Annotated in this window: 21 protein-coding genes; 13 read left to right on the forward strand and 8 right to left on the reverse strand. The window is 65.7% G+C overall.

The genetic code is table 11. From position 1 onward, the window contains the following. The first annotated feature begins 43 nt into the window (after positions 1-43). Genes FBY31_RS18270 through FBY31_RS18300 form a run of 7 tightly spaced genes read left to right on the forward strand, consistent with a single transcriptional unit; the run spans position 44 to position 6,605 of the window. Positions 44-1,135 carry a hypothetical protein gene (locus FBY31_RS18270; RefSeq protein WP_142043899.1) on the forward strand — a complete coding sequence of 364 codons (1,092 nt, stop codon included), beginning with the start codon at positions 44-46 and terminating at the stop codon, positions 1,133-1,135. A 15-nt stretch (positions 1,136-1,150) separates the two neighbouring features. Then, positions 1,151-1,963 (forward strand): glycosyltransferase family 2 protein, encoded by an 813-nt coding sequence (locus tag FBY31_RS18275; RefSeq protein WP_142043901.1) that lies wholly within the window; start codon positions 1,151-1,153, stop codon positions 1,961-1,963. Continuing rightward, positions 1,960-3,243 carry a lipopolysaccharide biosynthesis protein gene (locus tag FBY31_RS18280; protein ID WP_142043903.1) on the forward strand — a complete coding sequence of 428 codons (1,284 nt, stop codon included), beginning with the start codon at positions 1,960-1,962 and terminating at the stop codon, positions 3,241-3,243. The genes FBY31_RS18275 and FBY31_RS18280 overlap by 4 nt, the downstream gene beginning before the upstream one ends. Continuing rightward, positions 3,240-5,018: a glycosyltransferase gene (locus FBY31_RS18285; RefSeq protein WP_142043905.1), complete on the forward strand. Its 1,779-nt coding sequence runs from the start codon at positions 3,240-3,242 to the stop codon at positions 5,016-5,018. Before FBY31_RS18280 ends, FBY31_RS18285 begins: the two co-directional genes overlap by 4 nt. Then, positions 5,015-5,359 carry a hypothetical protein gene (locus FBY31_RS18290; RefSeq protein ID WP_235013117.1) on the forward strand — a complete coding sequence of 115 codons (345 nt, stop codon included), beginning with the start codon at positions 5,015-5,017 and terminating at the stop codon, positions 5,357-5,359. Before FBY31_RS18285 ends, FBY31_RS18290 begins: the two co-directional genes overlap by 4 nt. Beyond that, positions 5,356-5,559, forward strand: a complete 204-nt coding sequence (locus FBY31_RS18295; protein WP_142043907.1) for a hypothetical protein — start codon at positions 5,356-5,358, stop codon at positions 5,557-5,559. Before FBY31_RS18290 ends, FBY31_RS18295 begins: the two co-directional genes overlap by 4 nt. Beyond that, on the forward strand, positions 5,556-6,605 hold the full coding sequence (locus tag FBY31_RS18300; protein ID WP_142043909.1) for a metallophosphoesterase family protein: 1,050 nt from the start codon (positions 5,556-5,558) through the stop codon (positions 6,603-6,605). The genes FBY31_RS18295 and FBY31_RS18300 overlap by 4 nt, the downstream gene beginning before the upstream one ends. A gap of 34 nt (positions 6,606-6,639) precedes the next feature. Here the strand turns inward: FBY31_RS18300 and FBY31_RS18305 are convergent, their stop codons facing one another. Genes FBY31_RS18305 through FBY31_RS18315 form a run of 3 tightly spaced genes read right to left on the reverse strand, consistent with a single transcriptional unit; the run spans position 6,640 to position 8,866 of the window. After that, positions 6,640-7,035, reverse strand: a complete 396-nt coding sequence (locus FBY31_RS18305) for a DUF1622 domain-containing protein (protein WP_142043911.1) — start codon at positions 7,033-7,035, stop codon at positions 6,640-6,642. Positions 7,036-7,082: 47 nt separating this feature from the next. Next, positions 7,083-7,943 carry an SDR family oxidoreductase gene (locus FBY31_RS18310; RefSeq protein ID WP_142043913.1) on the reverse strand — a complete coding sequence of 287 codons (861 nt, stop codon included), beginning with the start codon at positions 7,941-7,943 and terminating at the stop codon, positions 7,083-7,085. A 2-nt stretch (positions 7,944-7,945) separates the two neighbouring features. Beyond that, positions 7,946-8,866 (reverse strand): MSMEG_6728 family protein, encoded by a 921-nt coding sequence (locus tag FBY31_RS18315; protein ID WP_142043915.1) that lies wholly within the window; start codon positions 8,864-8,866, stop codon positions 7,946-7,948. A gap of 155 nt (positions 8,867-9,021) precedes the next feature. Between FBY31_RS18315 and FBY31_RS18320 the strand changes: the two genes are divergently transcribed. Further along, complete coding sequence (locus tag FBY31_RS18320; RefSeq protein ID WP_142043917.1) at positions 9,022-9,612, forward strand: hypothetical protein; 591 nt, start codon at positions 9,022-9,024, stop codon at positions 9,610-9,612. A 162-nt stretch (positions 9,613-9,774) separates the two neighbouring features. Here FBY31_RS18320 and FBY31_RS18325 read toward each other — a convergent pair whose 3' ends face one another. Further along, positions 9,775-10,446, reverse strand: a complete 672-nt coding sequence (locus FBY31_RS18325; RefSeq protein WP_142043919.1) for a LysM peptidoglycan-binding domain-containing protein — start codon at positions 10,444-10,446, stop codon at positions 9,775-9,777. A 287-nt stretch (positions 10,447-10,733) separates the two neighbouring features. Here FBY31_RS18325 and FBY31_RS18330 point away from each other — a divergent pair, with 287 nt between their 5' ends. The 3 genes from FBY31_RS18330 (at position 10,734) to FBY31_RS18340 (ending at position 13,409) form a co-directional block, all read left to right on the forward strand. After that, positions 10,734-11,795, forward strand: a complete 1,062-nt coding sequence (locus tag FBY31_RS18330; RefSeq protein ID WP_142043921.1) for an adenosine deaminase — start codon at positions 10,734-10,736, stop codon at positions 11,793-11,795. 263 nt (positions 11,796-12,058) lie between these two features. After that, positions 12,059-12,976: a pullulanase X25 domain-containing protein gene (locus FBY31_RS18335; RefSeq protein ID WP_142043923.1), complete on the forward strand. Its 918-nt coding sequence runs from the start codon at positions 12,059-12,061 to the stop codon at positions 12,974-12,976. 109 nt (positions 12,977-13,085) lie between these two features. Further along, the gene (locus FBY31_RS18340) at positions 13,086-13,409 is read left to right on the forward strand and encodes an acylphosphatase (RefSeq protein ID WP_142043925.1); all 324 of its coding nucleotides are present in this window, start codon (positions 13,086-13,088) and stop codon (positions 13,407-13,409) included. Positions 13,410-13,434: 25 nt separating this feature from the next. Here FBY31_RS18340 and FBY31_RS18345 read toward each other — a convergent pair whose 3' ends face one another. The 3 genes from FBY31_RS18345 to FBY31_RS18355 form a co-directional block, all read right to left on the reverse strand. Next, complete coding sequence (locus FBY31_RS18345; RefSeq protein ID WP_142043927.1) at positions 13,435-17,079, reverse strand: TM0106 family RecB-like putative nuclease; 3,645 nt, start codon at positions 17,077-17,079, stop codon at positions 13,435-13,437. A gap of 111 nt (positions 17,080-17,190) precedes the next feature. Then, positions 17,191-18,393 (reverse strand): TerC family protein, encoded by a 1,203-nt coding sequence (locus FBY31_RS18350; RefSeq protein WP_142043929.1) that lies wholly within the window; start codon positions 18,391-18,393, stop codon positions 17,191-17,193. A gap of 52 nt (positions 18,394-18,445) precedes the next feature. Further along, positions 18,446-20,119, reverse strand: a complete 1,674-nt coding sequence (locus FBY31_RS18355) for a RecQ family ATP-dependent DNA helicase (RefSeq protein ID WP_142043931.1) — start codon at positions 20,117-20,119, stop codon at positions 18,446-18,448. A 240-nt stretch (positions 20,120-20,359) separates the two neighbouring features. On the opposite strand from FBY31_RS18355, the gene FBY31_RS18360 reads away from it, so the two are divergent. After that, positions 20,360-22,687 (forward strand): FdhF/YdeP family oxidoreductase, encoded by a 2,328-nt coding sequence (locus FBY31_RS18360; protein ID WP_142043933.1) that lies wholly within the window; start codon positions 20,360-20,362, stop codon positions 22,685-22,687. Positions 22,688-22,783: 96 nt separating this feature from the next. Here the strand turns inward: FBY31_RS18360 and FBY31_RS18365 are convergent, their stop codons facing one another. Continuing rightward, a complete protein-coding gene (locus tag FBY31_RS18365) occupies positions 22,784-23,113 on the reverse strand; it encodes a DUF6457 domain-containing protein (protein WP_142043934.1) in 330 nt (109 codons plus the stop codon). A 308-nt stretch (positions 23,114-23,421) separates the two neighbouring features. Here FBY31_RS18365 and fdhA point away from each other — a divergent pair, with 308 nt between their 5' ends. Beyond that, positions 23,422-24,639 (forward strand): formaldehyde dehydrogenase, glutathione-independent, encoded by a 1,218-nt coding sequence (gene fdhA / locus FBY31_RS18370; RefSeq protein WP_142043936.1) that lies wholly within the window; start codon positions 23,422-23,424, stop codon positions 24,637-24,639. Positions 24,640-24,746 lie beyond the last annotated feature (107 nt).

A 24,746-nucleotide genomic window follows, 5' to 3' on the forward strand; every position in this document is an offset into this window, starting at 1 on the left:
CAGCAGCACCATACGACCGAGAACACTCAGACAGGGGACGATCATGAGCACCAGGCAAACCAAGGCACTTCACTTCGACATCCACGGCCGCCTCTCGATCCGCGTAGACGCACAGGCACCGGCAGCGCACCAGCTCCGGACCATGTTGGGCTGCTTCGCCACCGATGCCGAACGGCCAGCCGATATCATCGTCGATGACCGGCCGGAGGCAATGCCGGATGCGGGTCTGCTCGAGCACGAGCTGGCGTACACGGAGAACAGCGTGCGCTTTAATGCCGACCGGGTCCAAATCGTGAGGGACGCAGAGCAATGGCGCGTCCACGGATCGGGCGAGCTGTTGACCTCGGTGGTCCCGGTTCTCGATGCCGCCATGATCGCTCGAGGAGCTGCCATGATCCATGCGGCAACGATGGCCTACCGGGGCCACGCGATCGCCCTTCCGGCGGCCGGAGGAACCGGTAAGACGAGCACCGCCGCCAAGCTGATGCGGCGTGAGGGGTGGTCGTTCATGGGTGATGACTGGGCCTTTCTTGCCGAGGATGCCACGTTGCTCGGCTATGCGAAGCCGATGTTCATCAAGCCGCACCACCGGGCCATCTACCCGCACCTGTTCGAAGGTGTCCGCAAGCCCCTCGTCCCCCCACGGTTCTCGCAGAGCGTCGGCCGTCTCACCACGCTGGTGCACCCGTACGTCATCCGTTATCCGCGGCTCGCGGACTTCTCCCGCCGCTGGTCGCCCGAGCACCGCATGGTTGACGCGGGCACCGCGTTCCCCGGGCAGGAAGTGACCACCACGGCCCCGCTCGCGGCCGCCATCTATGTTGAGCGCTTCGAGGGTACGAGGACCCGGATTGTCGAGCGGACCAAGGATTGGATGGTCGACCGCATGATCGGAAACTTCCACATCGAGATGGCGGGCTTCTCGCAGCAGGTTGTCACCGGCCTGGCGGCCACGTCGGTCGTCCCGTGGCGGGAGCACTTCGCGGCCAAGGGGCTCGTACTGAGCAAAGCGCTCGACGGACGCCCCTGCCACCTGCTGCAGGTGCCGTCCGCGTACTCGGCGGACGAGGCGTCGGATGACATCGTCCGGCATCTTGAGGAACTGCTGCCGTCAGTCCTCGATGACCAGGCCTGAGGGGGGTGGGACACAATGAGCCACAGTCCTGCCGAAGTTACCGCCGTCGTTCCGGCCCGCAACGCGGAGGATATGCTCCCGCGCTGTCTGGAGGCCCTGCGTCAGTCCGGTGTGGCCGAGATCATAGTGGTGGACGGATTGTCCACAGACCGCACCGTCGACCTCGCCCTCGCGGCCGGTGCCCGGGTCCTGAGTGATGAGGGCCGCGGCCTGCCATGGGCCCGAACGCTGGGGGTGCAAAGCAGCACTACCCGTTGGGTCCTGCTCGTCGACTCAGACGTCGTGTTCGGGCCCGAGGGGGTCGCCCAGCTGCTCACTGAGCTGGTGGAGGACGGCTACGACGCCCTCCAGGCCGGTCTGGAGAGTGTCGCCGGCCCGGGCTACTGGGGCCAGGCGCTCGCAAATCACCATCGCACCGGCCGCAGCCGCAACTGGTTCGGGCTCGTGGCGACGATCGTCAACCGGGACCTGATGCTGGGCGTGGGCTTCGACGACACGTTCAAATCGGGGGAGGACATCGAACTGCGCTGGCGGATGCGGAATTCGGGGATGCGAACGGGGGTGTCGCACCGGACCGTCGTCGAACATCGTTTCGCAGCGGACGACTTTGACTTCGCGCTCGACCAGTTCCTCATGGATGGAACGGGACTGGGACGGATGATCCGCAAACACGGCTGGCGCGGTGCGAGGTTGGCGCTGCTGCCAGCCGCCGCGGCAGTCCGGGGCAGCGCCTTGAGCCTCGCGGCTGGCCAGCCCCGGTGGTTGCGCTACTATGTCGCCTTCTGCTGGTACAACTACGCGGGTTTGGTCAAGGGTTTCGGGTCGTGAGTACTGTGAGGGGGGACCCGGCCGTCGACGCCTCGCCCGTCCGGCACTCCGCACTGCGCAGCTCACTCGGCCTCATCCTGGCCAAGGGCGCCCAGACCGGCTCGGGTTTCGCCTTCTGGGTCGTGGCCGCGCACGCGGCGTCCGACCGTGAGGTCGGGCTCACCACGGCCGCGGTCTCGGCGGTGTTGATCTGCGCGCAGCTCGCGGTGCTGGGCGCAGGGTCGGCCGTGATCGTTTCGGTGGGGCGGGGCGAACCGCCAGCGCGGGTGCTGGACGCGGCGTTTGGAATCGTGGCGTTAGCCAGCACCGTGCTGGCCCTCGGGTACCTCGTGCTGCAGCTGACCGTGGCCCCGGACACGGCCTCGGTATCGGTTCTCTTCTGGCTCATGTTCCTCGTGGCCGCGGTCACCGGGACACTGGGCACCGTTCTGGACCAGGCGCTCGTGGCACTGGGACGCGGTGCCAGCGCGACCTTGAGGTACACGTTGGGCGGCGGGGTTTCACTCGGGGCCGCAGCACTCGTGGCGTGGCAGGCGCACCCCGCCGCGGCGGACTTGCTGATGGCCTGCTGGACTCTCGGGACCGCCTTGACGTGCATCGTGGGTGTGGTCCAGTTGCGAAGACTTGTCGGCTACCGGCCGCGGCCATCCTTGCGCCTGGCGGGCGGCCGTCCGCTGCTGATGCTGGGAATTCCGAACCAGCTCCTCACCCTCACCGAGCGCGCCCCCGGGCTGGTGCTGCCGCTCCTGCTCGCGCACATGGTATCGCCGGAGGCTGCTGCCTACTGGTATCCCGCCTGGATGATGGCCTGGGCAGCCTACACTGCTCCGATGTTGATGGGCATCGTTCAGTTCTCGGAGGGTGTCCGGGAGCCTGGCCGCCTCGTGTCGGTCACTTGGGCGACTCTCCGGTGGTCTCTCGCCATAGGAGGTCTGGGTGCCGCCGTCCTCATCGTCTTCGCCCGCCCTCTGCTCCACCTGCTGGGGGATCAGTACGCCGAAGCGTCAGCAGGCGCTCTGCAGTGGTTGGCGGCCGGCGTGGTGGCCTATGCGGTGCTGCAGGCCTACAACGCCGTGTGCCGGGCCCGCGGTCGCTACGCGGAAGCCATCGTGGTCGGCGTGGTGCTCGCCGTCGCCCTCTGCGTTTCAGCACTCTCCGCCGCCGAACAGGGCGCCAGCGCCATGGCCCTTAACTGGCTGGTGGTGCTCTCCATCGGAGCCCTGGCGGTCGGCCTTCGGCTGGTCGCAATCCTCCGGCGCGTCAAACAGGAGGTATTATGACCAGCACGCTTGATACGCCCAGCCGCCTGGACCGGCGCTGGAAGCCCCGTGACGTGTGGTGCGCACTCGCGGGAGTCGTGTCGCTAGCGCTTGCCGCGGGGGCCGCTTCCACAGTGGCCGTGCCCGTCAACAGCGACATCGGGCTCGTCGGCGTCCTGCCCTACCCGTTCTGGATGGGGGTCCTGCTTCTGAACGCCGCCTTCTTCGTGGCCCTACGGGGGGACGCGGCGGGCCCGGCGCGCCGCCCGGTGATGATGTGGCTCGTCGTTGTGCTGGTCCTCGTGCTCTTCGGGACCGCAGCCTTCGTCACAGAGGTACCGCGGGGTGAGGTCGCCTTCCGGCATCTCGGCATCGCCGACGCCCTCTCGGACATGCAGCGGATCGATCCGAACATCGACGCCTACTTCAACTGGCCGGGTTTCTTCGCCCTCCTGGCAACGGTGCTCGGCGCGACCGGTCTCGACCCTGTCACCCTTGCCCTGTGGGCTCCAGTGCTCAACGTGAGTCTGTGGCTCGTTGCCGTGGCCGTGCTCACCGGTTACCTGACCCGGGATCCGCGACGGCGCTGGCTCGTGCTCTGGATCTTCTGCCTTGGCAACTGGCAGGACCAGGACTACCTGTCTCCCCAGGCATTCGGCTTCTTCCTGTATCTCGTTGTGCTTGCGATGCTCCTCGGTCCGTTGGCCGCGCGGTCCGGTAAGCTTCACGGCTTCCGGCGTTCGGACCTGGCGGAGTGGTGGCGGGGACGGACGCCAGCCGACCCCCGACCGGCATACCGGCTGGCCGCTCTCGTCGTGACCCTCTTGCTCATTACGGTCATGACCGCGAGCCATCAGTTGACGCCATTTATTTTGCTCATTGTCATTACCGTCCTCACCCTGAGCGGACGTGTATGGCCCAGCAGACTGCCCCTGATCGCCGGTCTTGTGCTGATGCTCTGGCTCGTCTACCCAGCGAGTATTTACCTCGCCGGGCACCCGCTCCTGCAGGACGCAGGACTGCAGATTGCGGCCGAGGCCAACGTGGCCGAGCGCGTGAGCGGGACCCCTGGCCACCTGCTCGTGGTGCAACTCCGGGTCGGCCTCACCGTCCTGCTGTGGGCGCTCGCCACTGTCGGGGCGGTGCGCGACTGGCGCAGAAGGCGCCTCGACCTCCGGGTGGTCCTCCTCGCCGTCACCCCATTGCTGCTCTTCCCCGCACAGGCGTACGGCGGTGAAATGCTCATCCGCGTCTCGCTGTTCGCACTGCCCTTCATAGCCCTGCTGGCCTGCTCGGTGCTGCTGCCCGGCGACGGCAGCAAACGCCCGTCAAGCCGCGCCGTGGGAGGCCTGGTCATCACCTGCTTCCTGCTGGCCGTGTTGACCGTGACCGGCCGGTTCGGAAACGCCCAGTATGACGTCTTCACCGACAACGAGATTGACGCGGTTGCCGCAGCGGAGCAACTGGCGCCCCGGAGCTCGTCGATCATCTCGGCTGCCCACCCGACGCCATGGCGCAGCGAGTCCTACCTCGAACACCGTTACCGGACAATGGACGACCTGTGCCGGGAGAACCTGTCGGCTGAGACGTGCGGTCCGATCGTCTACAACTACGCCCTGCAAAACCCCGCCGGCGCCCACATGATCTTCATGCGCTCGTCGGAGGCGAGTGTCGTGCTCCAGGGCGACAACGGTGCGGGCGAGTTTACCGAGCTGGAGGAGTGGTTAAGCATGCAGGACCGTGTGGAGCTCGTGTTCAACAATGTTGACGCACGTGTGTATCGGGTGGCGCCATGAGTGCCATGAGTATCGTCAAGCGGCCCACCATGGCGCTCGGCCTCGCCGCCGCCGCGCTGGTGCTCCTAACGCTTGTGGGGCTGCCGACACCGCTGCAGGCGGTCGCCGCGGCAGCTGTCCTCATCCTGCTCCCGGGGCAGGCGCTGGCCCGGCTCACGCCCGTTACCGACCTCGCGCTCGCCGCGCTGCTCGTCCTGGCGCTTGGCCTCGCCACCCTCACCGCGGTGTCCACGGCGATGTTCTACCTTGCTGTCTGGTCGTGGCAGGCATGCGTCGTCTCGATGGGCGTCATCACCATCCTCGCGTGTATTGCACGCGCACGGCAGGAGGCTGCGTCATGATCGATCTGGCAGGACTGCTGGTGGTTACCGCCCTGCTCGTCACCCTCGTCACGCTCGAGGTTCGACACGCCGGACCAGACCCCAGGCAGACCGCACCCCCGAGGTTCTTCGGCCGGGCGGTGAGCCGCGGGGCCATTGCCCTCATGTGGATGATGTGCCTGCTCCTCTTCCTTCCACGTCTGCTGGAACTGCTCACGTGAGTGGCGCAGCCAGGTGGTGGCTCCTCAGCGACCTCCACCTGGGCGTGGCGGACGAGGACCCGCGACGCCCCGGCAAGGTGCTGCCCGAGTTCCTGCACCGCGAGGTGCTTGGAGCCTCCGGTCAGCAGCACGTCGTCTTTGTCGGTGACACGTTTGAGTTGGTCGGGTTCCCCGAAGACGAGAGCTTGGCCCGGCTGGAGTCCATCCTCGCCCGCCACCCCGACACGCTGCAGGCGCTCCAGGCGTGTGCGGCGCGCGGCGTGCAGTTGCACTTCGTCTGCGGAAACCATGACGTGGAGCTGGCCCGGCCCTCGGTCGCCGCCCGCCTGTCATCGCTGCTGTCACCCGTCAAGCCCGCGCAGGTCCGGGTGCATCCCTGGTTCCTGCACGTGCCCCACGTACTCGTGGCGGAGCACGGGCACCAGCACCACGCGCTGCACCGGATCCCCGAGCTGCTGCGCACCGCGGTCAGCGGTACCGACGAGCTGGACCTGCCACCGCTCGCCGCGTGGCACGCCCAGCCGTCGAACTCGCGCCTGAGCCGCGCCGGTGCCGTTGCCCGTGCCTGCCTTGCGTCTGAACGGGCGGAACGCCGGGTCCGGGAGCTCGAGTACGGCGAGCTGTTGCAGGCCGAGTCACTGCGGCTGGAGCTCGACGGGGCGGCCGTTCGGGACCTGGCGCGCCTGTCCCGGTTCCGGACGGTGTCAGTGCTCCCGCGCACCGCCACCCGCATGGTGCTCGCGGCCGCCGGGCGCAGCATAGCCAGCGAGGAGACTCCTGCTGCTGCAGGCCGGGTTGCGCGCACCCTCGAGGCGCATGGTTCCGGGGTTGCCTGGTACGTCTCGGGCCACACCCACCGGGCCCTCGAGTCAGCGCTCGAGGCCGGCTCCACCAGGTACGTCAACACCGGTACGTGGTGTTCTGACGTCCGCGGTCGGGGGCCTGACCAAGCGGACCGCGGGGCGTTCCCGTACGCCGTGGTCGACGTCGGTCAAGACGGCGCCACCAGCGGCGGGCTGCGGTACTGGCGTCCGGACGGCCGCTGAGTGAGGAAACCTCCTGTGCCCGCCCCCGGAGTTCCTAGTCTGCAGGTGCCTCCGCAGGAGCGCCGGATTCCCGGGACTCCTTCTGCCACGGCCAGCGCCCGGTGATTTCGAGCTCAAGGGAAAAACTGAGGAACGTCCGGATCAGCACGATGATGGCCAGGACTCCGACTGTCTCGAAGGTCGGCGTGACGGCGACCGTGCGGATGATGTCGGCGGCAACCAACAGCTCAAGCCCCAGCAAGATGGACCTGCCCAAGAGCTGGCGGTATAAGCGGTAGAAGCTGAGTTTCCCAGTGCCTGCAGGGAGGTTCCGCGGCTGATGACCGCGAAGCGCCAGTGGGACGGACACCAGGGCGCCAATCACCATCACAGCCACTCCGGCGAAATCGACAAACTGCCCGGCAGCCTCAATAACTTCCCGAAAATCCATGTTTCCTGCCCTACGTATCCCGCGTCACGCTGCGTTCAAGGGACAGCCTACGGGTGGCGGACGCCGTTGCCAGCCAGGACGTCCCGGTACCCTTCACTGAAGGACGGAAAAGCGAAGCCAAATCCGGTGCTCCGAAGCAAATCATTGCGGCAGCGTTTGTTGCCGCCGCGCGACGGTCCTGCCTCGCCAACAGGCGGTTCCACCAGACCCATTTCCTGGGCCAGGAATCGGAGCACACTGCCCAGGTCGGCCGGGTTATCGTCCACGCCGATGTAGGCGGGAGCCGGCGCAGCCGTCATGGTGGCGAGGTGGACAATGGCCCCCGCGGCGTCGTCGCGATGGATACGGTTGGTGTACCGGATGTCCTCGGGAATGACGGCGGAACCGCTCCGCACCTGTTCGATCAACCTGGTGCGGCCCGGGCCATAGATTCCGCCCAGCCGAAGGGACACAGCAGTTGTCGGAGTTCCCTCGAGCCTCTTTCGGAGCAGCTCCTCCGCCTCCATCAGGATCCTGCCGGAAAAGCCACCGGGCGCAGGTGGAGTATCCTCATCCACCCAGCCCCCTCCGGCGTCGCCATAAACCGCGGTGGAGGAGACAAAGAGGACCCGGGCCGGCGTCACGCCGTCGCGCTCCAAAGCGTCCAGGACATTGGTCACCCCGCGCACATACGCGGCCCTGTAGGCATCCTCTGACGGCGAATCGGCAGCGACGGCTATAACGACGGCGATCGTGTCCGCCGGGACCGGCGGAAGGTTAGCTGCGCTCAGGTCAGCCGCCACGCCTTCAATGACAGCAGGCAGTTGCGCGGGGGAGCGGCGCCAGCCTACGACGCGGTGCCCCTGGGCGGCGAACCGCAAACCCGCCTCGGTGCCCAGGTCGCCGCATCCGGCCAGGAGGATTGTCATGGCTACGGTGCCTCCACCGGGAAGAACACCCGGGGATCCTGCAGGAGTGCCGGGTAGGTGAAGGCCGACCGGTCAATGATCTCCGTGACCGTGAAGTTCCTGCCGAACCTGCCGTCTTCCAGCGTGATGGGCCGGCCCACCACCTGTCCCACGGCAAACTTGTGGCCGTGTTCGAACGGGACGGCGACCGGAGTTTTCCCGGGGAGGGTAGCGAAGGCTTCCTCCTGCGCCAGGCGCTTGCGGGTGGGCTTTTTCAGCTGCGGCTTCGGTGGCGCCTTCCGGGGCTGCTTTGAGGGCCGGCGGGAGCCGTCGTCGATGTAGACAGGGGAGTAGCCGTCATCCGGCTCGTCCGAGACGGCCGCGGCGGCGGGGAAACCATGCACCGGCGGCAGAGCCACGGTGTCCAAGGCCTGGGGATCGACGTCGTGATGCGGGGAACGGAGGATCCACAGAATGTCGCCCTCGGGTTCCTGGGGCAGGAATTCGTGCTTGGGTTCCGGCCAGATGTAGTCCATGTCCGGTACCGCGTCCGCGAAAACGGAGGTGTAGAACTTGGGTTCCTTGCGCACCAGCTTGGAGCGGTGGCTGAGGTGGAAGTCGGGGTCTCCCAACCAGGGCGGCATCGGAATCTTGGCCGCATAGTCGGGGTGGGCTGCCTGCGGCGCGAACTCTGTGATGTTCTCACGCGTCTTATCCGGGTGGCCGCGCCCGGTCCATTCGTCCACCATCGCCAGCCCGTACATCGTCAGGGCTGGCACATAACCCATCCACATCCGGATCGCCGGGTGGGTCTGCCAGCCGTATCCGGGAATCACCAGGGCGCGCAGTGTCTGCAGCGCTTCGACGCGCTGCTTGCCGAGGCGGGCAGTGTCCAGGGCGGCGGCGCTCTGCCGGAAATCAGGGTACGGGAGGAAGGTTTGCATCCCTTCAGTCTGACGGCAGCTCACGGATGTGCCAATTGCAGTGCCCGGCGCCACACGTCCTTCGCCGAAGTGTTCACATCGTGGACTCATGCATACAGCGGGTAGGCGAAGCCACTAAGATCGCCGCAACAACCCACCATTTTGGAAGCCCAATCATGACATTAACACCTCACAAAACCGCCGGAATCCCTCACTCCTTCGCGCCCCGTTACGGGCAGATGCTGAGTCCGGAAGCTAAGGGCATCCTGGTCCTTGACGAATTTACCCTTGATCCCGAGACGGCACGGAAGGACCAGCACCGTTTCCGCGACGGCATTGCCACCGTTGCCCGGATGGTACGCCGCATCGCAGCCCTTCGCGTGATCATCGCGATCGTGGCCATCGGCAATCTTCCACTGTTCCTGCTCTCCAGCGGATGGTGGATTTACGGCGTTTCGCTCGCCCTCGTCGTCGGTGTGCACACTGCGGTCACGTTGCTGAACCGGCACGAGCCGCGCCTCAAGCAGCAGTCGGCTCTGGAGCTGCACATGCACCGGGAGAAGAGCGCCAATTACCGCAAGGTCCGCGACGCCGTGAAGTACATGATCGACACTCCCGGCCGCATGAACGAGCACCTGTACCTGGAGCTCCTGGCGGTCAAGCGCGTCGCCCTCAACCTGGCCCACGGCACCGTAGCCCTGCTGGACACGAGCGACGACTCTGCCTGGAAGGTGCGGATCGTTCGCGAGATTCCCGCCAGCAGCTAAGGCGCACCTCAGCAGCAGCAAAGGTACGACGCCGGCGCGCCCCTTCTGGGGGCGCGCCGGCGTCGTTTTTGGTCAACGGAATTTGTCTATCGCCGACCTGTTTGGGGAGGCCGTGACGGCCTCAGGCACTCACTATCGTGCCGTTATTCCGCGGGCAGTGATTTACGCGGGAAGCTGGATGACCTGTCCCTCGAAGACGAGGTTCGGGTCGGAAATGGTGTCGAGGTTGGCGTCGGCAAGGCGCTGCCAGCCGCCCTCGATACCCAGCTTCTCGGCCACGATGCTCAACGTGTCGCCCGGCTGGAGCGTGTGGGTCTCGCCGCTCAGGGCAACCGCCGTGACGTGCTTGGCAGCCGGAGCCGTGACGGGGGCTGCCTGGACAGGTGCGCTCTGAGTCGGGGCAGCCTGGACTGGTGCCGCCTGGACTGGTGCCGCCTGAACGGGAACACTCTGAACCGGGGCACTCTGCTGTGCTGCGCCGGTAGCGCCGCCGCTCAAGCCCAGTTGCGCTGCACAGGAGGGCCAGGCCCCCCAGCCTTGTGCTGCCTGGACCTGCTCGGCGACCGCAATCTGCTGTTCACGGCTCGCGTCTGAGGCCGAACCTGCGCCGCCGTAAGCTGCCCAGGTGCTGGGGCTGAACTGGAGGCCCCCGCTGAAGCCGTTGCCGGTGTTGATGGCCCAGTTGCCGCCGCTCTCGCATTGCGCCAGGGCATCCCAGGTGGAGCCGCTGGTGGTGGCGTTGGCCGCGGTTGCCGAGAGTGCGAGCCCTGCGGCGGAAATGGCGGCCACGGTGGCTCCACGGCGCACGGCAGTACGGAATCCGGTGTTTTTCATGGTGGTGATGCTCCTGAAGGCCACCAGCGCTGGTTCCGTCCCCGGAGATCATCGCGCCACTGCCCGCCCCTGACGAATAGAGGTCAATTTCGGTGTCTGCCTGCTGGGCAGTTCTGGTGGAGGCAGCACCGGGCATTCATGTCGCCCGCTGTCCGGGCATGCATTTCACGCTAGGACATAGCAGTGGCGTTATCAAACTGAGATCTTTTCTGGGTAGAGGCTGGTGGTTTGCTGGATGCCGTCCTTCCTGCGAGGCGCGAATGCGGCCGGGGCACTATCCTGACCGAATGGATAACTATGCAGGCGGTACTGCCGTGCCTGAAACCGAACCCGACGCAGCTGAGCCTGACGTCCCCGCCAAGCCTCTCCCGGTGGCCGAACTGCACCTTCATATCGAGGGGACCCTGCAGCCGGAACTGATCTTTGCACTGGCCGAGCGCAACGGCATCACACTGCCGTATTCCGGGCTGGATGAGCTGCGGGCGCGGTACGAGTTCACCGACCTGCAGTCCTTCCTCGACCTGTACTACGCCAACATGGCCGTGTTGCAGACAGAGGAAGACTTTGCGGACATGACGTATGCCTACCTGGAGCGAGCAGCTGCTGCCGGCGTCCGGCACGCCGAAATCATGCTGGATCCGCAGGCTCACACCTCGCGCGGTATCCCTTTGGAGACCTGCGTCAATGGCGTCGCCTCCGTCCTGGCCACGTCCCAGGAAGACTTTGGGATGTCCACCATGCTGATCGCAGCTTTCCTGCGTGATCTTTCCGAGGAGTCTGCGTTGGAGGTCTTCGACGGCCTGCTGGCAATGAACGCACCACTCGGAGCGGTGGGCTTAGACTCGGCGGAGGTGGGCAATCCGCCGTCGAAGTTCGAGCGGCTCTTCGCCAAAGCCCGCGAAGCGGGCCTGCGCTTGACCGCGCACGCGGGGGAGGAGGGACCGCCATCGTACATCCTTGAAGCGCTGGACATCCTGGGGGTGGAGCGGATCGACCATGGCATCCGCTGTATGGAAGATCCTGCTTTGGTGGAACGGCTGGTGGACGCCCGGATCCCGCTGACCGTCTGCCCGTTGTCGAATGTCCGGCTGCGCGCGGTGGACACCCTTGCGGACCACCCACTGCCCGCGATGCTCGCGGCGGGCCTGAACGTCTCCGTCAATTCGGATGACCCGGCGTACTTCGGCGGCTACGTGGACGACAACTTCAGCCAGCTCGAGGCCGTGTTCGAACTCTCCGATTTCGACAAAGCCCGGCTCGCCGCCAACTCCATTCATTCGTCGTTCGCATCCGAGGAGCGGAAGGCAGAACTGCTGGCCGAACTGAACGGCCTCGACGCGGTTCGGTGACGCCAGCTGTGTCCCAGGCAACAACCGGGCCAACAAGCAGCTAAACTTGGTGCCGCAGGCGTGTCCGGAGGGGTGCAGGGCGGTAGCTGTGAAAGCACTCCAGCGTTATGCAGCCGGCCCTACACCCGATACTCCAGACTCACTTGTCGGAAAGCCCGCTTCATAGTCGGTCACGACACGCAGAGTTAACCAATTTAAGTCGCGCGATGTAACGGGCAGTTGGCATGATGCCTAAGACCGATCGCTTTTATAAAAGGGGAACCATGGCCAAGTCCACCGCAGAAAACACCTTCCTTCGACTCAAGACCGTGCTGGATGTCCTGACCGAAGGCGTGTGGTCCGGTGATGCACTGAACGCGGGGCAGGTCCTCGCGGAGGCTACGGCACGCGTGCCGTTCAACGAGCACGAGGCCGAACTGCTCAGCGGCGGGATTCCCCGCGGGCACAAGACGCTGACTTCCGCCACGGCCAAGCTGGCCAAGGCAGGCTGGCTGGTCAAGGGCCGCTCCGGCTGGACCATCACCGAGGACGGCATGCGCGCCACGGTTGCCTACCCGGACACTGTGTCCTTCGCCGCCGCGCTCGACGCCGGCACCCCGGTCCCTGCCGACACTCCGGTTCCTACGGCTCCCGCAGGGTTCGTCCGCAAGACCACCGCCGTTCCTGAAACCGCGGCGCCCGCAGCGGCCAAGGCGGAGGCCAAGAAGACCACCAGGAAGACTCCTGCCAAGAAGGCCGCTGCGGCCGTGGGCAAGGCTGCCAAGGTGATCGAGGATGCTGTCGAACCGGTGGTGAAGGCAGTGCGCAAGGGCAAGGCTCCGGCCAATACGGATGAGACCGCTGCTGCCGAGCCGTTTGAGGGTCCGGACGTTGAGACGCACCCGCAGCCGGAGGCAGTGGCTGTTGCGGGCGACTTCAACACCATTCTTGGTGCACCCGAGAACTGGGCGCCGCAGTACGATGAAGCGCAGATGGAGTTCGACTTCCTGGACCAGCTCTGGAAGAAGAGCGTGGAACTTCCGGCCGGTCACTACACCTTCAAGATCGCCCTGAACCGGTCCTGGGACGAAAACTACGGTGCGTTCGGCACCTTCGATGGTCCCAACCACGAGCTGTACCACGACGGTGGCAGGGTCACCATCCGCTATAACCACAGCACCCGCGACATCACCATCAACTAGCCGCGCCCCTTGCCCAACCGGGTCGCATTTAAGGCCCTGAAAAGCCGTTTTTGGAGCTTTAAATGCGAGCTGGTTGGGCGGGGACAACGCTGGACGGAGGGGAGGCACCATGGCGAGGCACGCAGGTCCATCATCAGGGGTGCCTGATTCGTCTGACACGGATTCGGTCCGGTTGACTGCCCGTGTTTTTGGCGTGGTGCAGGGGGTGGGATTCCGCTTCTGGACGATGGGCAAGGCGGAAGAGCTGGGCCTCAGCGGCGAGGTGAAAAACCTCGACGACGGTTCGGTTGCCTTGGTGGCTGAAGGGCCGCAGTGGAAGGTCCACGAACTCCGGGAATGGCTGAACTCAAACCGAACACCCGGGCGGGTGGAACGGGTGGAGGACAACATTTCCGAAGCTAAGGGCACCTTCCGCGGCTTCAACGCACGCTGACTTCGCCTGTTTATGCCGGACCGCTTCACTCCCTCGGGCTAAGCCCAATGAAGGCGCCCAACTCCTCCAAGGCTGAGGGCCGATGCGGCATGTAGCTGGTGAGGTCGGGAGAGCGGATGATCACCGCCCGCCACTGGCCGCGCGAGACCGCCACGTTGATCCGGTTCCTGTTCAGCAGGAACTCAGCACCGCGGGGTGCCTCGCTGACCGCAGAGCAGGCCATCGAGACAAGCACCACCGGTGCCTCCTGGCCCTGGAACTTGTCCACGGTGCCTACGCGTACGTCGGGCAGGCCGTCCTCCTCGAGGGCTTTCCGGATGAGGTGGACCTGGGCGTTGTATGCGGCCACTACCAGCAGGTCTTCCTGCCCCAGCGGACGGGACCCGCTGTCCCCGCCCGGCGTCCACTTCAGCCCCAGGTGGCGCCGCACCTGGCGAACCACCTCGGCGGCTTCCTCCTTGGACGCCGTGGCGTTGCCGCTGTGGTTGACGAAGACTGTTTCCACCCCTGGCGGCAGTTGTTCCAGCTGGCGCAGCGAGGCCGCCGGTGCAGCGTGGAGCTTTCCCTCGTAGCTTAGCTGTGAGACGGCGCGGCACAGTTCCGGTTGCATTCGCCAGCTGTCCGCCAGGAAGTAGCCGAGGTTGGCCGGCAGCGTGGCATGACCCGCGGCAAGCCACCCCAACGCTGATTCGTCCACGGGCTCCGGGTGTGCGCCCTGTGTGACCTGCGGCAGTTGCTGGGGATCACCGAGCAGGAGGAGCCGCTTGGCCGCACGGGAAACAGCCAGTGTGTTGGCCAGCGAGAACTGCCCGGCCTCGTCGATGACCAGCAGGTCCAGCGAGCCGGCCGGGACCTCCTTGCCCGTCATGGTCCAGGCGGTGCCACCCACCAGGCAGCCGCGGGGAGAAGCCAACAACCTGCTGACATCCCCCTCAGCTGTCGACTTCCAAGGGACGTCGTGCGGTGACGCGAGCTTCTTCGCCACGACACTCGGATCCACCCCACCGGTGGCAATAGCGCAGCAGACCAGGTTCTCGACCACGTTGTGCGACTGGCCCACAACGCCGACCTTCCAGCCTTCAGAGACCAGCCGCCCGATCACGTGGGCACCGACGTAGGTCTTACCGGTGCCGGGAGGGCCCTGGACAGCGAGGTAGGAGCAGTCGAGGTCGCGGACAGACGCAGTGATCGCCGCGGCGTAATCGGCAGAACCGTCAGGGCAGTGCGGGACGTCCACGGGCTGCCGGAGGATCCGGAAGCGCGGGGGCTGTTTGCGCAGGATGTCCAGTCCCGGCTGTGCCGGCAGCGAGGGCACGGATGCTCCGACGCTGGCGGCAATTTCGGCGATAGCGGCTTCAATGCTGGAGGTAGCGAGGGGCTGGTCCTCAGTGAGCGCAACAGGGAGATGCGGGTAGGCTGCGACTTTCCTGGACTCGCGCTCGGCGATGGTGATGACGGTGAGTTCGGGATTGTCCGGCGCGGGGCTGATCTCGCTGATCCTGGTTCCGAACGTGAACGCCCTGGCGCCCGGAGCGGCAGCGGGATCTGCCATGCCTTCCGGGGGAGGAGCATCGTAGAGCCGGCACCAGCTGGAGTCGGCCCGGAAATCGGACCCCTCCGTCATGGTGCCCTCAAGCCGAAGGACACGGGTCCGCATGCGTTCCCGCGGCTTGGTCAGCGCCCATTCCGAGGTAACTTCGGCCGAAGAGACGACAAAAACGTTCCGTTGCTCCGACCAGTTCTCGATAGGTGCTTCCACCCGGTCGAAGTGCTGCCACCAGAACTGCTTGCGTTCGCGCCGGTGGTAGCCGGTGGCCGCGGCGACCATGGCGATGGCGCGTTCGTCATCAGTCCAGGGGCGGCTGTCCGGCAGGCCCGCCAGGTATTCGCGCAACCGGCGCTCCTCGGGAGTTTCAGGAGTCCCGGCAGTCTCGCCTGGCACTCCCGGGCGTTCATCCGATTCAGCCACGGTGGACAATCCTGCCCGCGCTCCCGGGACAACCGCTTCGGCAGGTGCCGTCCCGGCTGGCCCGGCGATCTCCAGCAGCCAGTCCCGCAAACGAAGTGTGGAGAGGCAGTCGTACCGGTTGTAGTCCGAGATGGACGCCAGGATCGTCGCCGCCTCCGCCTCGTTCTCCGCATCCCGGGCCGCGCAGTACGCGGCGTAGGCGACCACGGAGGCGCCGGCGTCCTTGACGTCCCCGGAGCGGAGGTTGTCTCCCATGTACAGCGGTTCGATCTTCTTGATGGAGTACGACGCTTCGGAAATGCGCAGGGATTGCCGGACCGTGGCGTAGAGGTCCACGAGCAGGCCTTGGCGGAGCCAGGTGTCCACGGTGTCCTCACCGGCCTGGTGCGCGAGGGAAAGGTTCCGCAGGGCCGTCTTTTCGTAGGGAGCGTAGTGGTAGACGTGCATGTCCGGATAGCGGGCCCGGCGCTGCTCCACGTAGTCCAGGAATTCGAGGAAGGCCCGGCGTTCTTCCGAGCGGGAGTGCGCCCAGAAGGGGCGGAAAACGGGATCGCCGGCAGCGCCGGCAACAGGTGCCTCGATTACCCCGAACAGGTACTCGATACCCCATGCCCCTGTGGCCGGGTCCTGCCAGAGTGGATCGCCTTCGAAGTCGAAGAAGATGTCACCCGGACTCGGTACCGGGAGCGCCCCAATGCTGTTCTCCGGCAGGACCGTGAAGGAAACCGTGTGCGGCCGGCCGTCTTTGGTGAACGTCCTGGATCCGGCGGCTGCATCCAAACCCAGCTGCATCCGCGCCTGCGCCCGGAGCCGGACCACCGAGTTTCGGGCGTCTTCTGCAGGCATGGCTGCGAGCTGGTCGATGGTGGTGATGCCGGCAGCGCGCAGTTTCCTGCGCTGCACCACGGACATCCCGGCCACCATCAGCAGGTCCCGGTGCTCGTGCACCTGTTCCACGCAGTAGTCGCAGCGGCCGCAGTGGACGATGCCTGGCTGCTGCCAACGGACGGCGGTATCAGCCGCCCGGTGCTCCGCTGTCAGCTGGCGGAAGCGCCGCCGTCGTTCGCGGAAAACAGGCAGCAGGTCCGGAAGGGAGTGGCTGCTGCGGAGCCAGTCGTCAGCTATACGGGTTCCGAGCACCAGGGTCACGGTGGGGGAGGGTTCCAGGCCCATCCCGAGGAGCTGGTCCCCGTACGCGGCGAGTTGCAGGAGGGCACCCACTTTGGCGTGCCGGGCCAGCTTGGTATCCCAGACTTCGTAACGCCGGAGACTGCCCGTTCCGGCGCCCTCGTTGACGAGGAAGTCCGCGTAGCCCAGGAATTCGCCGTCGAAGAACGTGGCCTGGAAAACGACGTCGGCACCGGAGCGCAGGGCGAGCTGGGTTTCAGCATGCTTGGCCTGGAGCTCCCCGCGCAGGTTCTGCCCGCGCTCCAGCGAGTACACCCCCGCGCCACGGTTGGCGTCCCATTCGCCGTACTTGGCGATCAGGCCGGCCAGGACCGCCTGTTCGTGCTTGTCACCCAGTTCGCCGGCGCGGACCTGCATCTCGTCGGCTTCAAATTCGGCCTTGGGCGAGCGGCCCAGTTTTTCGTCCAGGATCCGGAGCGTGCGGTACTCACACTCGCTGGCAGCCACCAGATCGCTGGCGGAAAACACCAGGTCCGCCGGCGCGCCGGCAACTCCAGCTTCGAGCAAAAACACGGGGCCTCCCCATCGACAGCCGGCCCGGAGGAGGGTTCCCCTGGCCTTGAATCCAACCTATCAAGGGGCCCCGACAATCCCGCCCGGGACCAACAAGCCAGCGGACAGAGGTCAACTCTCCGCGGCCGCGGCGCGCACCTGGGCTTTGTCGTGCTCGATGTGGGCCTTCCGCAGCAGGTCCATGAACTCGGTTTCGTTGCGGATGAGCTTCTTGTACTTCTCGGGCAGCTTGCGGATCTGGCCCTCCTCGCGGCACATGGCGGCGAAGATCTTGTCCCGCTCCACCATGTCCGTCTCGTAGTTGAGGTCCAGGTACTCCACGGCGTGGCGCCGGGCACCGGATACGGCGTTCTTGGCCTTGCCCTTCGGGCTGAAAATGGAAGCCAGGATGGTGACCAGCAGGACGCCGAGGATCACGGCCAGGGAGGCTTCGGTACTGACTTCCACCACATTGACGTGTTCGCCGTCGTTGATGAACGGCAGCGTGTTCTCGTGCAGTGCGTGCAGGATGAGCTTGACGCCGATGAAGCCCAGGATGACGGCCAGACCGTACGAAAGGAAGATCAGCCGGTCCAGCAGCCCGTCGATCAGGAAGAACAGCTGCCGCAGGCCCATGAGGGAGAACGCGGTGGCGGTGAAGACGATAAAGACGTTCTGGGTCAGGCCGAAGATGGCCGGAATCGAGTCCAGCGCAAAAAGGATGTCCGTGCCGCCGATGGCCACCACCACCAGGAGCATCGGAGTGAGGACCCGCTTGCCGTTCTCCATGGTGAAGAGCTTGTCGCCCTCGTAGTGTTCCGAGGCCGGCAGGAACTTCTTGGCGAGCCGGACCACCAGTCCCTCGGACTCGTCGTCGTGGCTGTTGGGGCGCAGCAGGTTGCCCGCGGTGATGAGCAGGATCAGCCCGAAGATGTAGAACACCCAGGCGAAGCTGTTAATCAATGCGGCGCCCAGGAAGATAAACGCGGTGCGGGCTATGAGCGAGAAAACGATCCCGAACAGCAGCACCTTCTGTTGGTCTGCGCGGGGAACCCGGAAACTGGCCATGATGATAAGGAACACAAAGAGGTTGTCCACGGAGAGGGCCTTCTCCGTGACATACCCGGCGAAGTATTCAGTGCCCATCGTATGGCCCCCGAACATCAGCACACCCAGCCCGAAGACCAGCGCGATGCCCACGTAGATAGCGGACCAGGTGGCGGATTCCTTAAGCGAGGGCGTGTGGGCCTTCCGGACATGGAAGAAGAAATCGAAAGCCAGCAGGCCCACGATCCCTGCGACGGTCAGCGTCCAGACATAAGAAGGTACTTCCACGCGGCGGGCCTTTCGTCGGGGTGTGCTCCCAGCCTACCGAAAGCAGGCTTACCTAAGCAGGCCGCAGGAGTTCATGCTCCACGACGGCGGTCCGCGACAGGGTCTTGTACCCCTCCTGCTCGAACAACACCGTGATGACGTCGTCCTCGTGCCGCATCACCAGGCCTGGACCCCATTCTTTGTGGACAACGGCGGACTGGAGCGGGAACGGCTCGTCAGCAGGGCGCTTGAGAGCCACAACGTGCGTTTCCTGAACCGGCGGTCCCTCCTGCGCCGCGGCGGCACACCCATCGCAGTTGCCGCACGGCTCAGGCAGGTCCTCGCCGAAGTAGGCCAGCAGGAACTGCCGCCTGCAGCCGTCCGTCTCGGCGTAGGCGCGCATCATGGTGAGGCGGGACTGCTCCACCCGCTGGCGGGCCTCAGCGAGTTCGACGGCGCGCCCCACCAGTGCGGGCAGCTTGGCTTTGGAGGCGATGCGGATGCCGCGCTTGCCTGTGGCGACGGCGCCCGCCTCCTCCAGCTGGTTGACCAGTCCCGTGACCCTACGGGCCGGGAAACCCGTCAGCTCCGCCAGGGAGGTTTTGGGCGTGGGCGCGGCCGCGGCCTTGAGGACTTTCAGCACCGCCAGCAGCCGCTCCGGATCGGGGGAACTCGTGGTGAAGAACTTCCGCAGCCCCAGGTCCTCGGCGCGGTAATGCAGCACGGCTGAGGCAGGCTCCCCGTCGCGCCCCGCGCGGCCGATCTCCTGGTAGTACGCGTCCAGCGACTCAGGGATGTCCGCGTGCACCACAAACCGCACATTCGGCTTGTCGATGCCCATTCCAAAAGCGGTGGTGGCGACCACCACATCCAGCTTGTCGTCCAGGAACAGCTCGTGAATGCGCTCCCGGTCAGCGGCTGACCGGCCGGCGTGATATGCCTCCGCCCGGAGTCCCTCCTTGGCCAGTTTGGCCGCGTACTTCTCGGTGTCCTTGCGGGTGGCGGCATACAGCAGGCCCTGCCCTTGTTCCCTGGCCAGCGCCGCCACCTGTCCCAGAACGGCCTTCCGCTTGCCCTTGTCCTCCTGGTGCCTGACCACATCGAGGCTGATGTTGGGCCGGTCGAACCCGCGGACCAGGACCAGCGGGTCCTTCATGCCCAGCCGCTCCACGATCTCATCGCGCACGGGAGGAGATGCGGTGGCGGTCAGTGCGGCCACCGGCGGGTTGCCCAGGCGCTCACGGACGCTGCCCAGATTGAGGTAGTCGGGGCGGAAATCGTGGCCCCAGGAGGAGACGCAGTGGGCCTCATCCACCACGAACACGGAGATGTCCAGCTTGGCAATCCGGTCCACGGTTTCCTGCTTGGCGAGCTGTTCGGGCGCGAGGAACAGGAAGGCCGCCTTGCCGGTCTCGGCTGCCTGCCAGCTGGCTTCCAGCTCGGAGTCGCTGTGGGAGGAGTTGATGGCGACGGCGGCTTCGTCACCCAGCTCCCCGGCCAGCCCGTCCTGCTGATCCTCCTGCAGGGCAATAAGCGGTGAAACCACGACGGCGGGGCGTCCGGTTGTGTTTTTCAGGTGCAGGGCGACGACCTGGTAGATGGCGGACTTGCCGTAGCCGGTGGGCATCACCGCCAGGACGTCACGGCCGCCGGCAAGGGCGGTCATGCCGGCCAATTGGCCGTCCCGGAGGTGGGGCAGGGAAAAGGACGACGCCGCGAGGGCGGCGAGGGCACGATCGTCGGACATAGGGGCGGCTCCGCACAGTGGATCCTGCGGCCGCTTGCTTCAGCCGAGGTAACCAGCCTAGCGCGGCCGGGACACGGACGTCGTCGGTGTCCACGGCTATGTGGACAACTTTCCGCTCGTGTTCTGCACATCCGGCGTTGCTTTCCTTGACTTCCCGGCCACCCTGAATAAGTGTGGAAGCAACTGGTCCCACGGCACATGCACCGTATTTCGGGACCAGCCAAGCAAGGAGGATGCAGCGTGGCGCGCAAGAATCCGAAGGTCGAAGAGGCCGACGAAACCGAGCTTGAAGTAACCGGACACCCCAAGACCTGGGCCGCCGGCGTTCCCGGCGTCTATCACTCCATGAAGCCTGCGCTGGAGCACATGGGCCTGGAACGGTCACGGAAAACCCTGCTGGCGCTGAACCAGAAGGACGGGTTTGACTGCATGAGCTGTGCGTGGCCGGACCCGGGCCACCGCAAGACCTTCGAGTTCTGCGAAAACGGGGCGAAGGCAGTCACTTGGGAAGCCACGCCGGTAGTCATTTCTTCCGAGTTCTGGGCCGAGCATCCCGTCAGCGAACTCCGGGAGCGGTCAGAGTACTGGCTGGGCATGCAGGGCCGCCTCACCGAACCCGTGTACAAGCCCGCCGGCGAGGACCATTACCGCCCGGTGGGCTGGGACGAAGCGTTCGGCATCATCGCGGACAAGCTCAACTCCCTGCCGAGCCCGGACCAGGCAGCCTTCTACACCAGCGGCCGCACTTCCAACGAGGCCGCGTTCCTTTACCAGCTGTTCATCCGTGGATACGGCACCAACAACCTGCCGGACTGCTCGAACATGTGCCACGAGTCCTCCGGCTGGGCGATGGGGCAGACCATCGGCGTCGGCAAGGCCACGGTCTCGTACAACGACTTTGAAAAGGCGGACCTGATCATCATCCTGGGCCAGAACCCGGGCACCAACCATCCGCGGATGCTCACCGCCCTGGAGGAAGCCAAGGAGGCGGGCGCCCGGATAGTGGCGGTCAACCCACTGCCCGAGGCGGGCCTCATGCGCTACAAGAACCCGCAGCGGGTGAAGGGCATCATCGGGCACGGTACCGACTTGGCCGATCAGTTCCTGCAGATCCGGCTCGGCGGCGACATGGCGCTGCTGCAGGCGGTGTCCAAGCGGGTGCTGGACGCCGAGGCCGCGGCCCCGGGAACGGTGCTGGACCATCAGTTCCTGGAGGAACACTGCCAGGGGCTTGAGGAGCTCAAGGCGCATCTCGCCTTGCTGGACGAAGCTGCCGTCCTGGAGGCCACCGGGCTGCTCTCAGAGGAGATCGATGAACTGGCTGACCGCTACCTCCGTGCGGAAAAGGTGATTGTCACCTGGGCAATGGGCATCACACAGCACAAAAAGGCCGTGGCCACCATCAAGGAGATCATCAACCTGCTGCTGCTCCGCGGCAACATCGGCAAACCCGGTGCCGGCGCCTCCCCGATCCGTGGGCACAGTAACGTCCAGGGCGACCGGACCATGGGCATTTGGGAGCAGATGCCGCCCGCTTTCCTGGATGCGCTGGGGAAGGAATTCAGCTTTGATCCACCGCGGGACCATGGGGCAGACGCGGTGGAAACCATCCGGCAGATGCGCGACGGCGGCATCAAGGTTTTCGTCGCCGTTGGCGGAAACTTTGTAGGAGCCATGTCGGATACCCGCGCCGCCGAGGCGGCGATGGAAGGCACTGAGCTTTCCGTCCAGGTCTCCACTAAGCTCAACCACTCCCACGCCGTGACCGGCGCCGAGGCTTTGATCCTGCCAACGCTCGGGCGCACCGAGATCGACCGGCAGGAGTCCGGCCCGCAGTTCGTTTCGGTGGAGGACACCGTCTGCGCCGTGCACGCTTCGCACGGCACCGTAGATCCGGTGGCTCCGGGGCTGCTCTCCGAGGTGGCGATCATCTGCCGGCTGGCGCGGCGCGTGCTGGGGAACCGGATCGCCGCCGACTGGGCGGGATTCGAAAAGGACTACGACCTCATCCGGGAACACATTTCCCACGTGGTGGTGGGCTGCGAGGACTACAACCGGAAGATCCGGCAGGAAGGCGGCTTCGTGCTGCCCAACGGGCCCCGGGACTCGCGAACGTTCAACACCCCCACCGGCAAGGCCATACTTACTGTTAATGAACTCGAACATGTGGAGCGGCCTGCCGGTACCCTGATCCTGCAGACCATCCGCTCGCATGACCAGTTCAACACCACCATCTACGGCCACAACGACCGGTACCGCGGCATCAAGAAGGGCCGCGAAGTGGTGTTCGTGAACCCGGCAGACCTCACCGAACTCGGGCTTGAGGACGGGCAGCACGTGGACATTTGGGGCATCTACCCGGACAACGCCGAGCGCGTCCTGCGGAACTACCGGGTCGTGTCGTACCCCACGGCCCGCGGCTGCGCGGCCGCCTACTATCCGGAGGCGAACGTCCTGGTTCCGCTGGAAAGTGTGGCAGAGGGCAGCCAGACGCCCGTGTCCAAAGCCGTGATCGTGAAGCTCGAGCCGGTCCTGGTACTCGAAGAGGAGCCAACGGCCGCAGGATAGCCGGTAGGTGAGCCTGCGGAAACCTGCGTACTCTCAAGCTCGATTTCGACAGGCTCAATCACCGGGCTCCGGCAGGCTCAATCACCGGGCCCGCTGTTACTGGGCCGTATCAGCCCAGCCCTGGCTGGCGGGGCCGCCGTTGTGCCCGTCTTCACAGAGGCCGAAGGCAATGCCCGCTGCCCGAGCCACCGCCGCGCTGGACGCTTCCCTTGACCCGGCGCTCCCGGTCCCGGCCTCCAGGCCCGCGGCATAGCCCACCAGGAACGTGGTGACCGGCGCGGCCGGATGGATCACGGAGTCGGCGGACCTGCGGGCCAGGTCCAGGAGCAGCTCGTTGTCCACGTCCAGGTCCAGGATCTGCAGCGCCTGGGCAAGCCGGTTGCTCCACTGGTCCAGTACCCGGGCTTCTTCGTCACTGACTGCCATGGTTCGCTCCTCCGTAAATATCGTGCCAACAGCTGCGCGGCTGCTTTCCGGTGCCGACACTACAAGGCTTCGCAACGAAAGTCAGGAATTTCATGGCCGTATCGAATGATAAATAACTAAAAGGTGGTCTAAAGGCGCCCTGGCTCTGGATTCGACCCAAGGCCATGCCTAGACTGGGCACACCCCGGCCAAGGCACCAGTTAAGTTGCAGGACGGCAGACTGTCCGGGAACGCATCACCACTCATGGATCAAGTGCCCTGCGAGGCCGGACGCAGACGTCCGGACCGGGGGATAACAGAGGAGAGAGATGACAGGGAACAAAGCCGTTGCCTACAAAGCGCCCGGGAAGGTCGAACTGATTGACATCGACTATCCCAGCTTCGAACTCAAGGACGGACCGGGCGTCAACCCGGCGAACGTGGGCCGTGCAGTCAACCACGGCGTGATCCTCAAGACCGTGGCCACCAACATCTGCGGCTCGGACCAGCACATGGTGCGCGGCCGCACCACCGCACCGCCCAACCTGGTGCTCGGCCATGAGATCACCGGGGAGGTAGTGGAGGTGGGCCGTGACGTCGAGTTCATCAAAGTCGGCGACCTCTGTTCGGTGCCGTTCAACATCGCCTGCGGCCGCTGCCGGAACTGCAAGGAGCGCAAGACCGGCATCTGCCTGAACGTGAATCCGGACCGGCCGGGCAGCGCCTATGGGTACGTGGACATGGGTGGCTGGGTAGGCGGCCAGGCCAACTACGTGCTGGTGCCCTACGCGGACTGGAACCTGCTGAAGTTCCCGGACAAGGACCGGGCCATGGAGAAGATCCTGGACTTGGCCATGCTCTCGGACATCTTCCCCACCGGTTTCCACGGCGCCGTGAGTGCCGGCGTGGGTGTGGGCTCCACGGTATACGTGGCCGGCGCCGGTCCTGTGGGCCTGGCGGCGGCGACGAGCGCGCATCTGCTGGGTGCCGCCGTCGTGATTGTGGGGGACCTCAACGAGGACCGGCTGGCGCGGGCGCGCAGCTTTGGCTGCGAAACGGTGGACCTCACCAAGGGCGGCCCGGCGGAGCAGATCGAACAGATCCTTGGGGTGCCTGAGGTGGATTGCGGCGTGGACGCGGTGGGCTTCGAGGCGCGCGGACACGGGCACGGAAAGGACGCCGAAGAAGCCCCCGCCACAGTGCTGAACTCGCTGATGGAGATCACGGCGGCCGGCGGCGCGCTCGGAATCCCCGGCCTCTACGTGACCGGTGATCCCGGCGGCATTGACGAAGCCGCCAAGAAGGGCGCGCTGAGCCTGAGCCTGGGCACCGGCTGGGCCAAGTCCTTGAGCTTCACCACTGGCCAGTGCCCCGTGATGAAGTACAACAGGCAGTTGATGATGGCCATCCTGAACGACAAGGTGAACATCGCCAAGAACGTGAACGCCAAGGCGATCACCCTTGAAGAAGCGCCCCAGGGCTACGCCGAGTTCGATGCCGGTGCCGCCACCAAGTACGTCCTCAATCCGAACGGGTATTTGAGCTAAGGGGCAGGCGCATCGCGGACGGTGGTTCTTCAAGGGAAACGAGATGCGGAAATAGGGGCAGCCCGGGCCGGGTTAGGCTTTGCAAGGGCAGCAACACGACCGCATCG

The organism is Arthrobacter sp. SLBN-100 (assembly GCF_006715305.1).
Taxonomy (GTDB): Bacteria; Actinomycetota; Actinomycetes; order Actinomycetales; family Micrococcaceae; genus Arthrobacter.

Bases quoted from the DNA above. Each gene is read 5' to 3' on its own strand.
- FBY31_RS18270 (WP_142043899.1), top strand. From the start codon at position 44: ATGAGCACCAGGCAAACCAAGGCACTTCACTTCGACATCCACGGCCGC.
- FBY31_RS18275 (WP_142043901.1), top strand. From the start codon at position 1,151: ATGAGCCACAGTCCTGCCGAAGTTACCGCCGTCGTTCCGGCCCGCAAC.
- FBY31_RS18285 (WP_142043905.1), top strand. From the start codon at position 3,240: ATGACCAGCACGCTTGATACGCCCAGCCGCCTGGACCGGCGCTGGAAG.
- FBY31_RS18290 (WP_235013117.1), top strand. From the start codon at position 5,015: ATGAGTGCCATGAGTATCGTCAAGCGGCCCACCATGGCGCTCGGCCTC.
- FBY31_RS18295 (WP_142043907.1), top strand. From the start codon at position 5,356: ATGATCGATCTGGCAGGACTGCTGGTGGTTACCGCCCTGCTCGTCACC.
- FBY31_RS18305 (WP_142043911.1), bottom strand. From the start codon at position 7,035: ATGGATTTTCGGGAAGTTATTGAGGCTGCCGGGCAGTTTGTCGATTTC.
- FBY31_RS18310 (WP_142043913.1), bottom strand. From the start codon at position 7,943: ATGACAATCCTCCTGGCCGGATGCGGCGACCTGGGCACCGAGGCGGGT.
- FBY31_RS18315 (WP_142043915.1), bottom strand. From the start codon at position 8,866: ATGCAAACCTTCCTCCCGTACCCTGATTTCCGGCAGAGCGCCGCCGCC.
- FBY31_RS18320 (WP_142043917.1), top strand. From the start codon at position 9,022: ATGACATTAACACCTCACAAAACCGCCGGAATCCCTCACTCCTTCGCG.
- FBY31_RS18325 (WP_142043919.1), bottom strand. From the start codon at position 10,446: ATGAAAAACACCGGATTCCGTACTGCCGTGCGCCGTGGAGCCACCGTG.
- FBY31_RS18330 (WP_142043921.1), top strand. From the start codon at position 10,734: ATGGATAACTATGCAGGCGGTACTGCCGTGCCTGAAACCGAACCCGAC.
- FBY31_RS18335 (WP_142043923.1), top strand. From the start codon at position 12,059: ATGGCCAAGTCCACCGCAGAAAACACCTTCCTTCGACTCAAGACCGTG.
- FBY31_RS18340 (WP_142043925.1), top strand. From the start codon at position 13,086: ATGGCGAGGCACGCAGGTCCATCATCAGGGGTGCCTGATTCGTCTGAC.
- FBY31_RS18355 (WP_142043931.1), bottom strand. From the start codon at position 20,119: ATGTCCGACGATCGTGCCCTCGCCGCCCTCGCGGCGTCGTCCTTTTCC.
- FBY31_RS18365 (WP_142043934.1), bottom strand. From the start codon at position 23,113: ATGGCAGTCAGTGACGAAGAAGCCCGGGTACTGGACCAGTGGAGCAAC.
- fdhA (WP_142043936.1), top strand. From the start codon at position 23,422: ATGACAGGGAACAAAGCCGTTGCCTACAAAGCGCCCGGGAAGGTCGAA.